15 protein-coding genes are annotated in these 16,634 nt (G+C 60.7%); 7 read left to right on the top strand and 8 right to left on the bottom strand.

Annotated features, from left to right (window positions below):
* Positions 1-23: 23 nt before the first annotated feature.
* From ACGK9R_RS08685 to ACGK9R_RS08675, 3 genes are all read right to left on the bottom strand, one after another.
* Positions 24-1,595: an AbgT family transporter gene (locus tag ACGK9R_RS08685; protein WP_394580272.1), complete on the bottom strand. Its 1,572-nt coding sequence runs from the start codon at positions 1,593-1,595 to the stop codon at positions 24-26.
* 167 nt (positions 1,596-1,762) lie between these two features.
* Positions 1,763-2,422 carry a hypothetical protein gene (locus tag ACGK9R_RS08680; RefSeq protein WP_394580270.1) on the bottom strand — a complete coding sequence of 220 codons (660 nt, stop codon included), beginning with the start codon at positions 2,420-2,422 and terminating at the stop codon, positions 1,763-1,765.
* Between the two features lie 159 nt (positions 2,423-2,581).
* Positions 2,582-3,481 carry a LysR family transcriptional regulator gene (locus tag ACGK9R_RS08675; protein WP_394580268.1) on the bottom strand — a complete coding sequence of 300 codons (900 nt, stop codon included), beginning with the start codon at positions 3,479-3,481 and terminating at the stop codon, positions 2,582-2,584.
* Between the two features lie 145 nt (positions 3,482-3,626).
* Here ACGK9R_RS08675 and ACGK9R_RS08670 point away from each other — a divergent pair, with 145 nt between their 5' ends.
* The 3 genes from ACGK9R_RS08670 to mtgA all read left to right on the top strand — a co-directional run bounded on the left by ACGK9R_RS08670 (position 3,627) and on the right by mtgA (position 6,425).
* On the top strand, positions 3,627-4,736 hold the full coding sequence (locus ACGK9R_RS08670) for an S-(hydroxymethyl)glutathione dehydrogenase/class III alcohol dehydrogenase (protein ID WP_394580266.1): 1,110 nt from the start codon (positions 3,627-3,629) through the stop codon (positions 4,734-4,736).
* A gap of 107 nt (positions 4,737-4,843) precedes the next feature.
* Positions 4,844-5,698: an S-formylglutathione hydrolase gene (gene fghA, locus ACGK9R_RS08665; RefSeq protein WP_394580265.1), complete on the top strand. Its 855-nt coding sequence runs from the start codon at positions 4,844-4,846 to the stop codon at positions 5,696-5,698.
* 10 nt (positions 5,699-5,708) lie between these two features.
* On the top strand, positions 5,709-6,425 hold the full coding sequence (gene mtgA, locus ACGK9R_RS08660; protein ID WP_394580263.1) for a monofunctional biosynthetic peptidoglycan transglycosylase: 717 nt from the start codon (positions 5,709-5,711) through the stop codon (positions 6,423-6,425).
* Here mtgA and ACGK9R_RS08655 read toward each other — a convergent pair.
* Positions 6,407-7,351 (bottom strand): DMT family transporter, encoded by a 945-nt coding sequence (locus tag ACGK9R_RS08655; RefSeq protein ID WP_394580261.1) that lies wholly within the window; start codon positions 7,349-7,351, stop codon positions 6,407-6,409. The genes mtgA and ACGK9R_RS08655 overlap by 19 nt on opposite strands.
* Positions 7,352-7,480: 129 nt before the next feature.
* Between ACGK9R_RS08655 and ACGK9R_RS08650 the strand changes: the two genes are divergently transcribed.
* The 3 genes from ACGK9R_RS08650 to ACGK9R_RS08640 all read left to right on the top strand — a co-directional run bounded on the left by ACGK9R_RS08650 (position 7,481) and on the right by ACGK9R_RS08640 (position 10,663).
* On the top strand, positions 7,481-7,870 hold the full coding sequence (locus ACGK9R_RS08650; protein ID WP_394580259.1) for a DUF4168 domain-containing protein: 390 nt from the start codon (positions 7,481-7,483) through the stop codon (positions 7,868-7,870).
* Between the two features lie 155 nt (positions 7,871-8,025).
* On the top strand, positions 8,026-9,927 hold the full coding sequence (locus ACGK9R_RS08645) for a DUF294 nucleotidyltransferase-like domain-containing protein (protein ID WP_394580257.1): 1,902 nt from the start codon (positions 8,026-8,028) through the stop codon (positions 9,925-9,927).
* A gap of 10 nt (positions 9,928-9,937) precedes the next feature.
* Positions 9,938-10,663 (top strand): 3'-5' exonuclease, encoded by a 726-nt coding sequence (locus tag ACGK9R_RS08640; RefSeq protein WP_394580255.1) that lies wholly within the window; start codon positions 9,938-9,940, stop codon positions 10,661-10,663.
* A gap of 78 nt (positions 10,664-10,741) precedes the next feature.
* Here ACGK9R_RS08640 and ACGK9R_RS08635 read toward each other — a convergent pair whose 3' ends face one another.
* The 4 genes from ACGK9R_RS08635 to ACGK9R_RS08620 form a co-directional block, all read right to left on the bottom strand.
* Positions 10,742-12,397 carry a BCCT family transporter gene (locus ACGK9R_RS08635; protein ID WP_394580254.1) on the bottom strand — a complete coding sequence of 552 codons (1,656 nt, stop codon included), beginning with the start codon at positions 12,395-12,397 and terminating at the stop codon, positions 10,742-10,744.
* A gap of 126 nt (positions 12,398-12,523) precedes the next feature.
* Complete coding sequence (locus ACGK9R_RS08630; protein WP_394580252.1) at positions 12,524-13,393, bottom strand: glycine betaine ABC transporter substrate-binding protein; 870 nt, start codon at positions 13,391-13,393, stop codon at positions 12,524-12,526.
* Positions 13,394-13,566: 173 nt separating this feature from the next.
* Entirely contained in the window at positions 13,567-14,403 is an 837-nt protein-coding gene (locus ACGK9R_RS08625; RefSeq protein WP_394580250.1) for an ABC transporter permease, read from the bottom strand.
* Entirely contained in the window at positions 14,403-15,605 is a 1,203-nt protein-coding gene (locus tag ACGK9R_RS08620) for a glycine betaine/L-proline ABC transporter ATP-binding protein (protein WP_394580248.1), read from the bottom strand. Before ACGK9R_RS08620 ends, ACGK9R_RS08625 begins: the two co-directional genes overlap by 1 nt.
* Positions 15,606-16,022: 417 nt before the next feature.
* On the opposite strand from ACGK9R_RS08620, the gene ACGK9R_RS08615 reads away from it, so the two are divergent.
* Positions 16,023-16,466 (top strand): hypothetical protein, encoded by a 444-nt coding sequence (locus tag ACGK9R_RS08615; RefSeq protein ID WP_394580246.1) that lies wholly within the window; start codon positions 16,023-16,025, stop codon positions 16,464-16,466.
* Positions 16,467-16,634: the final 168 nt, after the last annotated feature.

Below are 16,634 nucleotides of genomic sequence, written 5' to 3'. Positions count from 1 at the left end.
GCGCTTACATCGTGTAGGAGCGCTTACATCGTGTAGTAGGTCGGTGCGTTGGGGCCGACCGGCAGGCCGAAGACGAACACCCAAACGAAGAACAGAATACTCCAGCCCACCAGCATGAACAGCGTGTAAGGCAGCATCAGCGCGACCATGGTGCCGATGCCCATGTCGCGCTGGTAACGCGTGGCAACGGCGAGGATCAGGCCGAAATAGCTCATCATCGGGGTGATCAGGTTGGTGGTGGAGTCGCCGATCCGGTAGGCGGCCTGGATCACTTCCGGGGCGTAGCCCATCAGCATCAGCATGGGCACGAAGATCGGCGCGGTCACCGCCCACTGGGCCGAAGCGCTGCCGAGCGACAGGTTGACGAAGGCGCACATCAAAATGAACAGCGCAAAGAGGCCCGGGCCGCTGAGCCCCAGCGACTCCAGAAGACTTGCGCCGGCCACCGCCGTCACGGTGCCGAAGTTGCTCCAGTTGAACAGCGCGACGAACTGCGCGGCAAAGAACACCAGCACGATGTAGAGCCCCAGCCGGCTCATGCTTTTGGCCATGGCGTCGACCACGTCGCGGTCGGTATGCATGGTGCCGGCCAGGCGCCCGTAAACGAAGCCGAGCAGCGTGAACGATACCGCCACGATCACCACGATCCCGCTCAGAAACGGCGAGCCGCCGATCGCGCCGGTCTCTTGGTTACGCAGCAGCGCGTTTTCCGGCACTACCAGCACCAGCAGCACGGCGACGATGGCGAGCATCGCAAGGCCGGTGCCTTTCAGCGCGCGCTTCTCGACGGGCTCGAGGGTGGCCATCTCTTGGCCGTCGATTTCGTCGCTTGCCTGCTCCACATCGAACTTGCCGAGCTTGGGCTCGACGATGCGCTCGGTCACGAGCCCGCCAATCAGCGTGACGAAGAACGTGCTCACGAACATGAAGAACCAGTTGGCCTCGGCCCCCACGGTGTAGCTCGGGTCGAGTAGCTGAGCGGCTTCCTGAGTGATGCCCGAGAGCAGCGGGTCGACGGTGCCGATCAGAAGATTCGCGCTGTAGCCGCCGGAAACGCCGCAGAACGCCGCCGCCAGCCCCGCCAGCGGGTGGCGCCCTAGCGAGTGAAAGATCATCGCCGCCAGTGGAATCAGCACCACGTAGCCAAGCTCCGCGGCCATGTTGGAGAGAATACCGGCGAAGACGATGGCGTAGGTGACGATACGCGGCGAGCGGTTGAGTACCAGCGCCCGCATGGTGGCGGAAATGAGTCCCGAATGTTCCGCCACACCGACGCCGAGCATGGCGACCAGCACGGTACCCAGCGGCGCGAAGCTGGTGAAGTTGGTCACCACTTCGGTCATCAGCCGGCGCAGGCCGTCCGCGTTGAGAAGTGAGTTGACCGCGATCCACTCGCCTTCGTTGGCCGGGCGCGGGTCCGCCACCGATACACCGAGCGCGCCGGCGATGCCGCTGGCCAGCACCACCAGCACACACAGAATGGCGAACAGCGTCGCCGGGTGGGGCAAAAGGTTGCCCAGCCACTCGACGCTGTCGAGAAAGCGCGTAAAGGCGCCGCGCCTGGCGGCCCGTTCGGGTTTGTTGTCGTTGGTCATGAAGGTATCCGGTTAAGGCGCTGGCAAAAAGCGCCAAGCGTTGAGAAAGAGTGAACCGGAAACAGTAGGGGGTCGCCGAAAGCCGGGCAAACGACATTACGTATAGCGATATATAAAAAATGAAACGCCGCCCCGAGGGGCGGCGTTCAACGAGCGGTAAAGGCTGCTCAGCTTAGCGGCGCCTGAGTCTTGCGCGCCAGATACACGCGCCGCGCCAGCAGCAGAAGCTCCAGTGTCGCGAACAGGATCAGGCTGTAGCCCAAAAGCTCGACGACCTCCTCGGCGGCGTCCTTGAACGTGCGGTCGTAGCCTTCGCCCAGCACCGCCTGCCAGAAGATACCGCGCCCGTACAGGCGCGAAAAGACGTAGGTGGTCAGCACGCCGCCGGCGAACAGGCCGAAGGCGAAGGTGTTGCTGTAGTGGCGAAACTCGTCGAGAAACGCCCGGCGCTTGATCACGACCCAGGCGATCGAGGGAATGATGATCAGTGACACCAGTACTTTCCATGTGTGACGCGCAACGTACTCATCAAGGAAGTAGTCTTGCTCCCTTACCAGAGAGGAGGCGATGAAGGCGAACAGTAACAGCGTCACCGTCGGCCATACCTTCAGCACGTGGCGCACGTAGAGCAGCATCAGACAGCAGGTGGCCAGCACCGCCGTTTGGGTCAGCTCGGTAAAGCCGTATTCGCTAAAGCGAAGCTCGGGCATGTAGAGCGCTTCCAGGTAGGCGCCCTGGGCAATGGCCCCGATAAACAACACATAGAGGATCGCGCGCATGAGAGTCGTCTTGAAATTGATGGGCCAGGGAGGTGGGGCGAGTGACATCGATTATCCTTACAGGGTAGTGCGCAAGCTGGAAACATTCATTACTGAATGTTGCATTATATCGCCCTTGCCGCGCGCTCGCACGCCGAGTTTATCTTCGATGACGTTACGGCTATCGCCTGACCCGGGCCCAAGTAGACAGTGCCACGCAAGCGCCTTCTATCGTGGCGTCGAGCGAGTCGGCAGCCGCGTGTCGATATGGGCCGCCAGATGGTCCACCAGCTGGCGAATCTTGGGCGAAAGGTGGCGGTGGCGCGGATAGACTGCCCAGACAGCGGTATCGTGATGCTGGAAGGGCTCGAGCACCGCGACCAGCTCGCCGCTTTCAAGGTACGGTGCCACGTAGTAGTCCGGTAGCTGGGCAAGCCCCAGCCCCTTGAGCGCAGCGTCGAGCAGGGCCGGGCCGGAGTTGGCGTGCCAGCGCCCTTCAAGGCGCACCTCGCGGCGCTGGCCGTTGACTTCGAACAGCCAGAACGGCCGCGAGCCCAAAAGACACGCGTGCTGGCTGAGCTCGGCGAGCGTATGCGGGCGCGGCGCCTGGCGGAAGTACTCCCTTGATCCCACAATGTACTCGCGCCGCTCGCACAGCCGCTTGGCGATCAGGCTCGAATCCTTCAACACCCCCATACGAATCGCGATATCGAAGCCCTCGTCGATCAGTTCGACGGCGCGATTGGTGAAGTGCATCTGTACTTCGAGGCTGGGGTGCAGGCGCTGAAAGTCGTTGACCAGCGGCGCGACGAAGCGCTCGCCGAAGGTGGTCGCCGCGGTGAGCTTCAACAGTCCGCTCGGGGTCGCCTGCAATTTGTTGATCGTCTGTTCGGCGTCGCGCAAGCCGTCGAACAGATGCCGGCAGTGCTCTACATAGATGGAGCCGGCGTCGGTCAGGCGTATCTGACGCGTCGTACGGTAAAGAAGCTGCACCCCGAGCTGGTTCTCGAGCTGGCTCACCAGCCGGCTGACGTGCGATGTCGAGACTTTCAAATGGCGCGCCGCAGTGGAAAAGCCGCCCAGCCGGACCACTTCCACGAACGCCTCGATGCGATCCCAGCGCTGCATTTTTCTTTTACCTCTTTACGGCTTTTCAGCCAATTGTTGCCAGTGAGCAATAATGTTGTGAGTGTATCCCGGTTTATCACCCACCACTAGCTGGCTACACTGACCTCCATGAGAAACGCCCTTTAGCTTTCATTGGAGTAACGTCATGAAGTCACGCGCTGCGGTAGCGCTCGAGGCGGGCAAGCCCCTTGAGCTGGTCGAAATCGATGTCGAAGGCCCGAAAAAAGGTGAAGTGCTGGTGAAGATGGCCGCCACGAGCGTGTGCCACACCGACGCCTACACGCTTTCCGGCGCCGACCCGGAAGGCAACTTTCCCGCCGTGCTGGGTCACGAAGGCGCCGGCGTGGTGCAGGAAGTGGGCGAGGGCGTGACCAGCCTCAAGCCTGGCGATCACGTGATTCCGCTCTACACCGCCGAGTGCGGCGAGTGCAAGTTCTGCAAGTCCGGCAAGACCAACCTGTGCGGCAGCGTACGCGCGACGCAAGGCAAGGGCGTGATGCCGGACGGCACCTCGCGCTTTTCGCTGGATGGCAAGATGCTCCATCACTACATGGGCACCTCCACCTTCAGCGAGTACACGGTGCTGCCGGAGGTGTCGTTGGCGGTGGTCTCCAAGGAAGCGCCAATGGACAAGATTTGCCTGCTGGGGTGCGGTGTGACCACCGGTATCGGCGCAGTGCTCAACACCGCAAAAGTCGAGCCGGGCGCGACCGTTGCCGTATTCGGCCTCGGTGCCATCGGGTTGGCGGTCATCCAGGGCGCGGTGATGGCGAAAGCCGGCCGGATCATCGCCATCGACGTCAACGAGGACAAGTTCCCGCTTGCCAAACAGTTTGGTGCCACCGATTTCGTCAACCCGAAGAAGTACGCGGACCCGATCCAGCAGGTGATCGTCGATCTGACCGACGGCGGCGTCGACTACTCCTTCGAGTGCATCGGTAACGTCAACGTCATGCGCTCGGCGCTCGAGTGCTGCCATAAGGGCTGGGGCGAGTCGATCGTCATCGGCGTGGCCGGTGCCGGCGAGGAGATCTCCACGCGCCCGTTCCAGCTGGTCACCGGCCGGGTCTGGAAAGGCTCCGCGTTTGGCGGGGTGAAGGGCAGAAGCGAGCTGCCGGGTTACGTTGAGCGCTACATGAACGGCGAGATCAATATCGACGACTTCATCACCCACGACATGCCGTTTGAGAAGATCAACGACGCCTTCGATCTGCTTCATGAAGGCAAGAGCATTCGTACGGTGCTGCACTACTAACGCCCGTCGCAGGCTTCGAACTGCGCCTTGACTGGTCTATGCTTTGAGACCCGAGTCACTTCAACGCGGTGGGCTTCCACCGCGTTTTCATCTTCAGGAGCCTTTCCATGAGCATGAGCGAATCCCTGGAGCTTGTGTCCGCCAACCGAAGCTTCGGCGGCTGGCATAAGCGCTACCGGCACTACTCGCGGGCGCTGGACTGCAACATGGTCTTTGCCGTCTACCTGCCGCCCCAGGCGGAAACCGAGCGGGTGCCGCTTCTCTGGTGGCTTTCCGGGCTTACCTGCAATGACGAGAACTTCATGCAGAAGGCCGGCGCCCAGCGCGTCGCCGCGGAGCTTGGTGTGGCGATCGTCTGTCCGGACACCAGCCCGCGCGGCACCGACCTGCCCGGTGAGCACGAGAGTTTTGATTTCGGCTCCGGCGCCGGCTTCTACGTCAACGCCACCCAGGCGCCCTGGAAAGGCCACTACCGCATGTACGACTACGTCATCGAGGAGTTGCCCTCGGTGGTGCGCCAGCATTTTCCGGTCAACGGGCGCGAATCGATCAGCGGCCACTCCATGGGCGGGCACGGTGCGCTGATTCTGGCGCTGCGCCACCCCGGGCGCTTCTGCTCGGTGTCGGCGTTTTCGCCGGTCGTGAACCCGATGAACTGCCCCTGGGGGCAGAAGGCGTTCACGCACTACCTGGGCGAAGACGAATCACGCTGGCGCCAGTACGACGCCTGCGAGCTGGTCGCCAACGGCGCCTCGCGCCAGCGGCTATTCATCGACCAGGGCGACGCCGACCAGTTTCTCGACGAGCAGCTCAACCCCGAGCGTTTAGAGGCCGTGTGCGATGAGCACGATCACCCGCTAACGCTTCGCCGTCAGCCAGGCTACGATCACAGCTACTTCTTCATCGCCTCGTTCATCGAGGAGCATCTGCGCTATCATGCGCAGCACCTCATGAAATCTTAAGGATGCCGTAATGCTCAATCGCGCGCTGCGCCGCTATTTGCGTCTTGTATGGCGGTTCGCGTGGCGCGTGGCGCTGGGTTTCGTGGTTCTATCGGTCGCGCTGGTGCTGCTGTTTCGCGTGGTGCCGCCGCCGGGCTCGATGATCATGGTCGAGCGTAAGGTGCAGAGCCTCGTTCGCGGTGAGCCGATCACCATTACCCGCCAGTGGCGAAGCTTCGATGAGCTATCGAACAACGCCAAGCTCGCCGTGATCGCCGCCGAGGATCAGCGTTTTCCCGAGCATCGCGGCTTCGACCTGGTCGAGCTCAAGCGCGCCTGGCAGGCAAGTCAGGACGGCCGGCGGCTTCGCGGCGCCAGCACCTTGAGCCAGCAGACCGCCAAGAACGTGTTTTTATGGAGCGGTCGAAGCTGGGTGCGCAAGGGGCTCGAAGCCTGGTTTACGCTGTTGATCGAAACCTTCTGGAGCAAGAGCCGCATTCTCGAGGTGTACCTCAACGTGGCCGAGTGGGACACCGGCGTGTTCGGCCTCGAAGCCGCGGCGGATCACTACTTCGGCGCCTCGGGAAGTGCCATGACCGAGCGCCAGGCGAGCCTACTGGCGGCGATCCTGCCCGACCCGCGCAACCGCAGCGCCGCGCGTCCGGACGCCCAGGTCGAGCGGCGCAGCCAGTGGATTCGCCAGCAGATGCGAAACCTGGGCGGCGTCGGTTATCTCGAGCGGCTCTGAGCCGGCGCGCCGGTTTGACGAATTACCAGCATCACTCCCGCAATCGCCACCCCCATGCCCACAAGACCCAAAAGCGGTAAGCGCTCGTCGAACAGCCACCAGGCCTGCAGGGCCGTGACCGGCGGTACCAGGTAGAAAAGGCTTGCCACCTTCGAAGCCTCGCCCTGTTTGATCAGCGCCATCAACAGCAAAATGGCGGCGATCGAAAGCACCAGTACCAGCCAGCCAAGCGTGAGTAAAAACGTTGGCGTCCACGCCACCTGCCGGCTTTCCAGCCAAAGCGCCGCGCCACCCAGCAGCGCTCCCGCGGCCAGGTATTGAATCACCGTGCCGGAAAGTAGCGCCATCCGCGTGCAAAAGCGTTTTTGATACAGCGTTCCCAGCGAGATACCCAGAAGTGCTGCGACAACGCAGGCAAGCGAGCCGAGCCCGAACCCTTGAAAGAGTAGCCGGCCCGGGTCGAGCTTGCTGCCGAGCACCAGCAGGATGCCGGCAAGGCCAAGCGCCAGCCCCAGCCACTGCCGAGCCGTGACGCGTTCGCCCAGAAAAGGGCCGGCCAAAAGCGCCGTCAAAAGCGGCTGCAGCCCGACCAGAAGGGCGGCCAGCCCCGAGGGCATGCCGAGATGGATACCGTAAAACACGCCGCCCAGGTAGGCGCCGTGAACCAAACACCCGGACACCCCGATATGCGCCCAGAGCGCGGGTGAGCGGGGCCATGGCGCTTTCAGGAGCAAGGCCAGCGGCACCAGCAGCGAAAGCGTCAGCGCGAAGCGAATGAATAAAAAGGTGAAGGGTTCGGCGTAGGGCAGGCCGAACTTGGCGCCGATGAATCCGGTGCTCCATAAAAGTACGAACACCAGCGGCATGGCGGCCACGCCCCACTGCGTCGTGGTGCGTGTGTTGATTAGGCTCAAGGGATGCGGCATGGCGTACCTCTCAAAGGGTGGTCGTATTTATTTGCTTTTTGTTACTTATAATTACATTAAATTTTGAACCTGTGGGTTCACGCCGCGTCTGACTCAGGACATACATAACGCGCAAAGAGGTTTCTTATCATGCAACGTATGACTGCTTTGTTCTCAGCTGCACTGCTTGCAACCGGCCTCATGGCAGGTACCGCTCAGGCTCAGCAAGCAGAAGATCCGGCTCAGGATCCGATGGCGACTCAACAGGCGCCGGCTCAGGATTTCACCGATCAGCAGCTCCAGCAGTTTGCCGATGCTTCTCAAGAAATCGCCGTGATCTCCCAGGAGTACACGCAGCGTCTGCAGGAAGCAGAAGATGAATCCGCCCAACAGGAAGTTCGCGCTGAAGCCAATGATCGCATGATCGAAGTGGTTGAAAACAGCGGCCTAGATGTCGATACGTTTAACGCGATTGGCCAATCCATCCAGCAGGACCCGGAGATGATGCAGCGCGTTCAGGAAATGGCCAGCCAGTCCTGATGACGCGATACGCCTGACGCGCACCGTGTCAGGCAACCCCGCTCCCGCGGGGGTGAGGGCCCGGCCTTTTTTGGTCGGGCTTTTTTGTGCGCGACGCTTTACCGCTTGCGGCCATGGCGCCACACTTGACCCCAACGAGCGAGCGGGGAGGCAGTATGGATGTAGAACTATGGGAAATTCGCCAACACATGGGCCAGTTTCCCCCCTTCGATGGATTGTCCGACGAGCTTCTCGACGTGATCGCCGAGAACGTCGAAGTGCGCTACTTCAAGAACGGCAGCGACGTGCTCACACTCAACGAGACGATCGACGAGCTCTGCTATATCCGAAGCGGGGCGATCGAGGTCTACCGGCGCCGGGGAGAGCTCTATAACCGGCTGGGGGAGGGCGATATATTCGGCCACTTCAGCCTGTTGCGAAACCACCGCGTGCGCTTTCCCGCGACCGCCATCGAAGACACGCTGATGTACTTCATCCCCGACGCGATCTTCCAGCGCCTGTGCGAAGAGGACGAGGATTTCGCCGACTTCGTCGAGCTCGAGCGCCCCAGGCTCGAGAGCGTGGCCGAGCAGCAGAAAAAGTCCAACGACATGATGGTCACGCGCATTAGAAAGCTGGTGTCGCGCTACCCGGTCATGGTCGAGTCCACGCTCAGCGTACAGCAGGCGGCGATTCAAGCCACCCAGGCCCAGGCCTCGGCGGTGCTGGTGATCAACGAAGGAAGCCGCAACCCGCGCTACAGCTTCAAGGACAGCGAGGGCAAGAGCTGGCAGATGAGCGGTATTCTGACCGACAGCGACTTTCGCAACCGGGTCGTGGCACGCGGGCTTTCGCCGCAAACCCCCGTTGGCGAGATCGTATCGAATCATCTGATCACGGTGCAGTCCGACGCCTCGATTCATGAAGCGATGCTGGTGATGCTGCGAAGCAACGTCCACCACCTGCCGGTGCTCTACCGCCAACGCCCGGTCGGGATCGTACATCTGTCCGATATCATTCGTTACGAAACCCACAGCGGGCTCTATCTGGTCAGTAACATCTTCAATCAGGTCAGCGCCCAGGGGCTGGCGCGGCTTGCCGCCGACGTACGCGCCGCCTTCGTGCGCATGATTCAGGAAGGTGCCAGCTCGATCATGGTAGGCAGCGCGCTTTCGACCATCGGGCGTAGCTTCAGCCGCCGGCTTCTGGAGCTCGGCGAAGAGGAGCTGGGGCCGCCGCCGGTGCCGTACTGCTTCATGGTCAACGGCTCCATGGCGCGCAACGAACAGGGTATCGTCACCGACCAGGACAACGCGCTGATTCTTTCGAACGACTTCGACCCTGAGCTTCACGACGACTACTTCAAGGCGCTGGCCACCTACGTAAGCGACGGGCTCGATGCCTGCGGCTACACCTACTGCAAGGGTGATATCATGGCGACCAACGCCCGCTGGCGCCAGCCGCTCAGGGTATGGCAGAGCTATTTCGAGGAGTGGATTGCCAACCCGACGCCGGAAAAACTGCTTCACAGCTCGATCTTTTTCGATCTCGACAGTATTTACGGCGAAGATCACTATGTGGAAACGCTGCAGGACTTGATTGCGCACCAGGCGCCCCAGTCGCCGCGCTTTCTCGCCGCGATGGCGCGCAACGCCCTCAACCGCACGCCGCCACTCGGGTTTTTCCGTACCTTCGTGATGGAGAAGGACGGCAAGCACAACAACTCGATCAACCTCAAGCGCCGCGGTACCGCGCCGATGGTCGATCTGATCCGCGTGCATGCGCTGGCCTGCGGCTCCAGGGCGCAAAACAGTTTTCAGCGCTTGAAGGACGTCGACAATACCCAGCTGCTTGCCTCGGGGGTGAGCGACAAACTGAGCTACGCGCTCGAGTTTTTGCACATGTCCAGGCTGCGCCACCAGATGATCGACCTGCAGGAGGAGCGTGAGCCGGATAACAACATCGAGCCGGAAAACGTCGACGACAGCGAGCGCCATACCCTCAAGGACGCTTTTCAGGTGCTGAGCAACGCGCAGAAGTTTCTCAAGTTCCGCTACCCCATCCCGGCCCAGCGCTAAGGACGACTGCATGATCGAAATACGCCCGCGGCCGCGCCTCAACCAGCCGGACTGGACCGGCTACATGCTAAAGCGCGCGGCGGCGGCTCAGGAGGGCGCGCTCAAGCGCTTTTACGCCACCGCGCTACCCGACCCGGACACGCCGATCGACCAGGTGCCGATGGTGGCGCTGGATATGGAAACCACCGGGCTCGACGAGCGCCGCCACGCCATCGTCAGCATAGGTCTGATTCACTTCACGCTCGATCGCATCGCGCTCTCTACCCGGCGCTACTGGGTGGTCAAACCGCCCAGGCCCTTGAGCGAGGAGTCGATCACCTACCACCACATCACACACTCGGAGATCGAGCGCGCGCCGGATCTGGATGCCATCATCGAGCCGCTGCTCGAGGAGATCGCCGGGCGGCTGGTGGTGGTGCACTTTCGCAACCTCGAGCGGCCGTTTCTGGACGCCGCCGTCAAGGCGCGCCGTGGCGAAGGCGTGCTGTTTCCCATGATCGACACCATGTCGTTGGAGGCGAGGCTTCACCGCCAAACGCACTGGGCGCGGTTTCGCCGCTGGCTGGGCCGTCCGCCGGTCTCCATCCGTTTGGACGCCAGCCGCCAGCGCTACGGTTTGCCCACCTACCAGGGCCACCATGCGCTGGTCGATGCGCTCGCCACCGCCGAGCTTTTTCAGGCCCAGGTGGCGCACCGCTACTCAGGTCAAACCCCATTGAAGCGCTTCTGGTGCTAGCGATTGGTCCAACACGAAAGTACATAAAAAACGGGCGGCCCGAAGGCCGCCCGTTTTTCATTGCGTGTAGAGGGTGTATCACACCGCCTTGGGTTCGCTCATCAAACCCTTGATGATGGCGTAGCACGCCACCAGCAGGATGATCGCGAACGGGAAGCCCGTCGATACCGCCATGGTCTGCAGCGCGGTCAGACCGCCGCCGAGCAGCAGGGCAATGGCAATCGCACCTTCGATGAGCGCCCAGAACACCCGCTGCGGGATCGGTGAGTCGACCTTGCCGCCGGCGGTGATCGAGTCGATCACCAGCGACCCGGAGTCCGAGGAGGTGACGAAGAAGACGATGACCAGCACGATGCCGATGAACGAGGTGATCTGCGATAGCGGCAGCTGCTCGAGCATGAGGAAAAGCTGCAGGTCGACGCCGGCTTCACGCACCGATTCGATCCCCTGGCTTACGTACTGGTCGATGGCGGTGCCACCAAAAGCGGTCATCCACAGCACCGAGACCACCGAGGGCACGATCAGCACCGAGATCAGGAACTCGCGCACGGTGCGGCCGCGGGAAACGCGGGCGATGAACATGCCGACGTAGGGCGACCAGGAGATCCACCAGGCCCAATAGAAAGCGGTCCAGGACTGGACGAAGCCGCTATCGTCACGGCCGAACGGGTTGGCAAGCGCCGGCAGGTTGACCACGTAGCTTAGAAGGTTCTCGAAGAAGCCGGTGGCGATGAACAGCGTCGGCCCCACGGCGATCACGAAAAACAGAAGCGCAGCGGCCAGGCCGATGTTGATCTTGGAGAGCAGTTGAACGCCCTTGTCGACGCCGGCGATGATCGAGCAGATCGCGATGATGGTGATACCCACGATCAAAAGGATCATGGTGACATCGCTTTCCGGCGCGCCAAACAGGTAAGAAAGACCCGCGGAGGCTTGAGTTGCACCCAGCCCCAGCGAGGTCGCCAGGCCGAACAGGGTGGCAAAAACCGCGAGAATGTCGATCAAGTGCCCAGGCCAGCCCCAGACGCGCTCACCCAACAGCGGGTAGAACACCGAGCGCATGGAGAGCGGAAGCCCCTTGTTGAACGAGAAAAGCGCCAGCGACAGTGCCACGACCGCATAGATCGCCCAGGGGTGGAGGCCCCAGTGGAAGATGGTAGCGGCCATGCCGAGTGCCGTGGCTGCCGCGGCGTCACCTTCGGCGCCGGCGAGCGGCGCGCCGCTTGCTCCCTCGAACGAGGTGCCGAAGTGGGTCAGCGGTTCGCTCACGCCAAAGAACATCAGCCCGATACCCATGCCGGCGGCAAACAGCATCGAGAACCAGCCCATATAGGTAAAATCCGGCTTGGCGTTGGCCCCGCCAAGGCGAATTTTACCTAGCGGCGAAACGATTAGCCCGAGGCAGAGAATGACGAAAATATTGGCGGTGAGAATGAAGAACCACGCCAGGTTACCGGTCAAAAAGCTGAAGATGGCGTCGTAGATGAACGAGATATTATCCTGAAGCGCCAGCGTCAGTATGACGAACAGCGTCACCACGATGGCCGAGATGGTGAACACCTTGCCGTGAAGATCCAGGCGCAAGCCCATCTTTTCGGCAGTAAAATTGTCCTGACCGATGACGTAATCGGTATCGATCAGGTTCGCAGGCCCGTCTGGCGAGGGAATGCCCTCACTCACCGGCTCATCCTGAGACTGATTGGGTTTTTCGTTATCCACTCGATCTTTCTCCATGTTGAGTCGAAGTGATGCGTGCGAGAACCAGGGCGCTATTTGTACAGCTTGTAACGGGTTTGTACAATATATTAAAGCTATCGACCGGGCCGCATTGAACGCGCCCGGTCGATCGCTACAGGCTGATTACGAATCGAGCCACTGCTCGACGACGTCCTGATTCTCTTCGACCCACTGCTTGGCGTTTTCATAGGGGTCGCTGCCGTCTTCCTGATTCATGAGCATGACTTCGCCCATCTGATCCGGCGTCCACTCGAAGGCGTCGAGAATGGCGTAGGCTTCAGGCATCTCGTCGGCAAAGCCGTTACGGACCACGGTGTGGATCTGCTCGTCGCCGCCGAAGACGCCTTCCGGGTCCTCGAGGTACTTGAGATCCCAGCGCGCGAACATCCAGTGCGGCGTCCAGCTGGTCACCACGATGTCCTCTTCGTTGTTGATCGCGTTGCTGAGCGCGGCGACCATGGTGGCGTCGCTGCCGCTACGCAGACGAAGATCGAGGTCATAGGTATCGACGGCTTCTTCGGTCACGCCCATCAGGCCGGCACCGGGGTCGATACCGATGATCTCGCCGTCGAACAGCTCGGCGTTATCGTTGAGCTCGGTGATCGAGTCAACGTCGGTGTAGTCGGGAACGACCAATCCCAGCTTGGTACCGTTCAGGTTCGGGCCCAGGTCCTCGACGCTGTCACCCACGCGCTCCATGTAGTCGGCGTGAGTGGTCGGAAGCCAAGCGGCGACGATCGCATCGGCATCGCCAGTGGAGAGCGCCTGGAACATGGCGGCGGCGGAGAGTGAGGTCAGGTTGACCTCATACCCTGCCTGTTCGAGCACGGCGGCGATCACGTTGGTCGAGGCAACCTCGGACGACCACTCGACGTAGGCCAGGTTGACCGTACCCTGCTCCTGAGCCTGGGCAGCGGTGCCCGCCATCAGCGCGCCGGTGGTGGCAAAACCCAGGGTGGCAAGACGAATCGAACGACTGATGCGTGTTTTCATGCTGTTTCCCTTTTTAATGAATGAAGCGTTTGCACAGGGTGGCGGTTGCCAATAATGCTTTTATAGGAGGCGCGGGCCTCATCGTTGAAAACGCCGGCGCGCGCGCCGGCTTCTCAAGCATGGTGGCTAACGGAAGGGGCATCAAGTGCGCATACCTTCCGCCACCGAAAACGTCACTGGCGTTTGGATTTGCGCAGCGCCTGGGTGAGCCGGTCGAGCAGCATGGCAAGGATCACCACCGCGATACCGGCTTCGAAGCCGTCGCCGGGACGCAGCCGCTGAATCGCGCGCCACACTTCGCTGCCCAAGCCGTCGGCGCCGATCATTGCCGCGATCACGACCATCGAAAGCGCCAGCATGATGGTCTGGTTGATACCCGCCATTACCGTGGGCAGCGACAGCGGCAGCTGTACCTTGAACAGTTTCTGGCTACGGGTGGCGCCGTAGGCGTCGGCGGCTTCGATCAGATCCGACGGCACCTGGCGAATACCCAGCGTGGTAAAGCGTATCGCTGGCGGCATCGAGAAGATCACGGTGGCGAAAATCGCCGACACCGCGCCGATACCGAAAAACGGAATCGCCGGGATCAGGTAAACGAAGGCTGGCATCGTTTGCATGAAATCGAGAATCGGCATGATGACGCGGTAGAGCCGATCCGAGAGCGCGGCCAGAATACCGATCGGCAGCGCAATCACGACCGCCACGAGCGTGGCGATCACCACCAGCGTCAGCGTCTCGATCATTGGATTCCAGAGATCCATGTTCCAGATCAGCGCCAGGCCCGCTACCGCGCCGATAGCAAGCCTGGAACTCGCCAGCCGCCAGCACAGCAGGGCGATGAGCGCCATAAGCGCCCACTCGGGCAGCCACATCAGGGCGTCGTTGAGGCTATTGATACCGCTTTGGGTAAAACGCGAAATCGCGCGGGTCACCACCGAGTATTCGCTGGTCAAAAAAACCAGCGCGCTCTCGATCCAGCTACCCAGCGGGATACGGGGAATATTCTCCATTACTGCTCTCCTGCTCGTGCCAGTTCATCCAGTACCGCGCCCTTGGTGACCACGCCCATCAGGCACTTCTGGTCATCGACGACGGCGATCGGAAAGCTCTTTTCGCTGAACATGGCGAACAGGTTTTGCAAGGGTTCCTCCGGTGTGACCTGACGAAAATCCTGACTCAAGTAGCTATCCAGCTTGTCGGCGCCGGCCTCGATGGCCTGACTGGCGGCGTCCGCCTCCAGAAGACCCTGCAGGCGGTGGTCGCGGTCGGTGACGTAGATGGAGTCGAGGCTGTTGTCGCGCATGCGGCGAAGTGCGGTGCGCGGGCCATCGCTTTCGCGGGCGGTGGCGCGTACCGGGCGCATGGCGCTTTCGGCGGTGAGAATGCGTGAGCGGTCGACCCCTTCGATGAAGCGCCGGACGTACTCGTCGGCGGGCTGGGTCAGAATCTCTTCCGGCGTACCGATCTGAACCACTTCACCATCCTTGAGCAACACGATGCGATCGCCGATGGAGAGAGCTTCGTCCAGATCGTGGGTGATGAATACGGTGGTTTTCTGCATGCGCGTCTGAAGCTGCAAGAGCTCCTGCTGCATCTCCTTGCGGATCAAGGGGTCGAGCGCCGAGAACGCCTCGTCCATCAGCAGAACGCTTGCATCGTTGGCCAGTGCACGCGCCAGGCCCACGCGCTGCTGCATACCGCCGGAAAGCTGGTTGGGGTAGGCGTCTTCCCAGCCGCCAAGGCCGACCTGCTGCAGCGAGTTATAGCCAATCTCACGCCGTTTGGCCTTGTCGACGCCGCGAATCTCGAGACCGAACTCGGCGTTTTGCTGCACCGTACGGTGGGGGAACAGCGCGAAGTTCTGAAATACCATCGAAAAATGGCGTCGGCGGCACTCCAGCAGTTTCTTTTCACCGAGCGAAGGAATGTTTTCACCATCGATGACGATCTCACCTTCGGTAGAGTCGATCAGACGATTCAGGCAGCGAATCAGCGTCGACTTGCCCGAGCCGGAAAGACCCATGATGACCAAAAGCTCGCCTTCAAAGACGTCGAAAGAGATATTGGAAAGGCCCAGCGTCTGGCCGGTCTTTTCCAATATTTCAGGGCGTTTGAGCCCCTGGTCGCGCAGCTCGAGCGCCTTTTTAGGATTCTTTCCAAACACCTTGCTTAGATTTCGAACCTTGATCTTGACCGGTCGCGAATCATCCATTAATTGAACCTTCTATAGCGTAATTCATTAGTTGCTACCCATGTGGTTAGGCAGGGCGTATCAGCCCTGTCTGAACACGGTTAACCAATTTTTATAAAAGCGTGTTAGCGATGGCCCTTCGATTTATTAAAAAATATTATACATATATGATGCCGATGTGTCACAACGCCCCTGGTGACCCGACTTTAAACGTTACATGTGCCATTTTGATCCCACGTTGATTAGCATAGATTAATCGAGGATATTGCGCGGAGTTTTTATAAGTTATTGTTTATAAATTAAAAAATATTCTGTAAAAGAATCTGGCATGAGTCATGTAATCAGAGTTTCAAACGATTCATTGCATTGAACGTCAGGGCAGGCCCGATTGATCTTGCTGACCTGATGGCTCTTGACCACTTCAAGGAGGTAGTTTCCATGGACAAACAGGATAAACCGATGTTGAAACGCAAGTCGCTGATTGCATTGGGTATGCTGTTGACGGCCAGCTCATTGACGCTCGCCGGCTGTGGCAATGATGAAGAAGAGCTACCGCCGGCTCAGGAGCCGGGAGCGATGGAGGAGGGGACCATGAACGACCCCGCCATGAATGATCCCGCTACGAACAGTGACCCCGGCATGGCGAACGATCCAGCCATGTCGAATGACCCGGGTATGGCGGACGAGCCTGCCATGAACAATGACCCGGGCATGAGCAGTGATCCGGGCCTTGAGAGTAACGCCACATCTTCCCAGGAGCCGATGCCGGGTGACGACGATGTCATGTCCGAGCAGGATCCGGAAGAGAATCCGGGCTTTGGTGACGGCACCGAGCCAATGCCGGGTTCCACTTCCAACGACGATGAACAGACGAATCAGTAAGCGAGCTTACTCGAAAACGCTCCCTACGGTGGTGGACTGGTAAGGCTGTTCGTTCCCTGCGGCTACTCCATAAGGTCCATCACCATTACCCCCGCCCCCCGCGGGGGTTTTTTTGTACTCGATAAACGCCAGCACGGCTGGAAGGGCGCTGGAGCTTATCGGCTGACT

It is taken from the genome of Halomonas sp. HNIBRBA4712, assembly GCF_043558675.1.
GTDB lineage: Bacteria > Pseudomonadota > Gammaproteobacteria > Pseudomonadales > Halomonadaceae > Vreelandella.
This window is presented reverse-complemented; position numbering and strand designations above follow the sequence as displayed.

What these genes read in the sequence shown, in the direction of transcription:
- ACGK9R_RS08650 (WP_394580259.1), top strand. Translation starts at nt 7,481, where the DNA reads ATGCAACGTATGACTGCTTTGTTCTCAGCTGCACTGCTTGCAACCGGC.
- ACGK9R_RS08640 (WP_394580255.1), top strand. Translation starts at nt 9,938, where the DNA reads ATGATCGAAATACGCCCGCGGCCGCGCCTCAACCAGCCGGACTGGACC.
- ACGK9R_RS08655 (WP_394580261.1), bottom strand. Translation starts at nt 7,351, where the DNA reads ATGCCGCATCCCTTGAGCCTAATCAACACACGCACCACGACGCAGTGG.
- ACGK9R_RS08635 (WP_394580254.1), bottom strand. Translation starts at nt 12,397, where the DNA reads ATGGAGAAAGATCGAGTGGATAACGAAAAACCCAATCAGTCTCAGGAT.
- ACGK9R_RS08620 (WP_394580248.1), bottom strand. Translation starts at nt 15,605, where the DNA reads ATGGATGATTCGCGACCGGTCAAGATCAAGGTTCGAAATCTAAGCAAG.
- ACGK9R_RS08680 (WP_394580270.1), bottom strand. Translation starts at nt 2,422, where the DNA reads ATGTCACTCGCCCCACCTCCCTGGCCCATCAATTTCAAGACGACTCTC.
- ACGK9R_RS08670 (WP_394580266.1), top strand. Translation starts at nt 3,627, where the DNA reads ATGAAGTCACGCGCTGCGGTAGCGCTCGAGGCGGGCAAGCCCCTTGAG.
- ACGK9R_RS08645 (WP_394580257.1), top strand. Translation starts at nt 8,026, where the DNA reads ATGGATGTAGAACTATGGGAAATTCGCCAACACATGGGCCAGTTTCCC.
- ACGK9R_RS08630 (WP_394580252.1), bottom strand. Translation starts at nt 13,393, where the DNA reads ATGAAAACACGCATCAGTCGTTCGATTCGTCTTGCCACCCTGGGTTTT.
- ACGK9R_RS08625 (WP_394580250.1), bottom strand. Translation starts at nt 14,403, where the DNA reads ATGGAGAATATTCCCCGTATCCCGCTGGGTAGCTGGATCGAGAGCGCG.
- ACGK9R_RS08685 (WP_394580272.1), bottom strand. Translation starts at nt 1,595, where the DNA reads ATGACCAACGACAACAAACCCGAACGGGCCGCCAGGCGCGGCGCCTTT.
- fghA (WP_394580265.1), top strand. Translation starts at nt 4,844, where the DNA reads ATGAGCATGAGCGAATCCCTGGAGCTTGTGTCCGCCAACCGAAGCTTC.
- ACGK9R_RS08615 (WP_394580246.1), top strand. Translation starts at nt 16,023, where the DNA reads ATGGACAAACAGGATAAACCGATGTTGAAACGCAAGTCGCTGATTGCA.
- mtgA (WP_394580263.1), top strand. Translation starts at nt 5,709, where the DNA reads ATGCTCAATCGCGCGCTGCGCCGCTATTTGCGTCTTGTATGGCGGTTC.
- ACGK9R_RS08675 (WP_394580268.1), bottom strand. Translation starts at nt 3,481, where the DNA reads ATGCAGCGCTGGGATCGCATCGAGGCGTTCGTGGAAGTGGTCCGGCTG.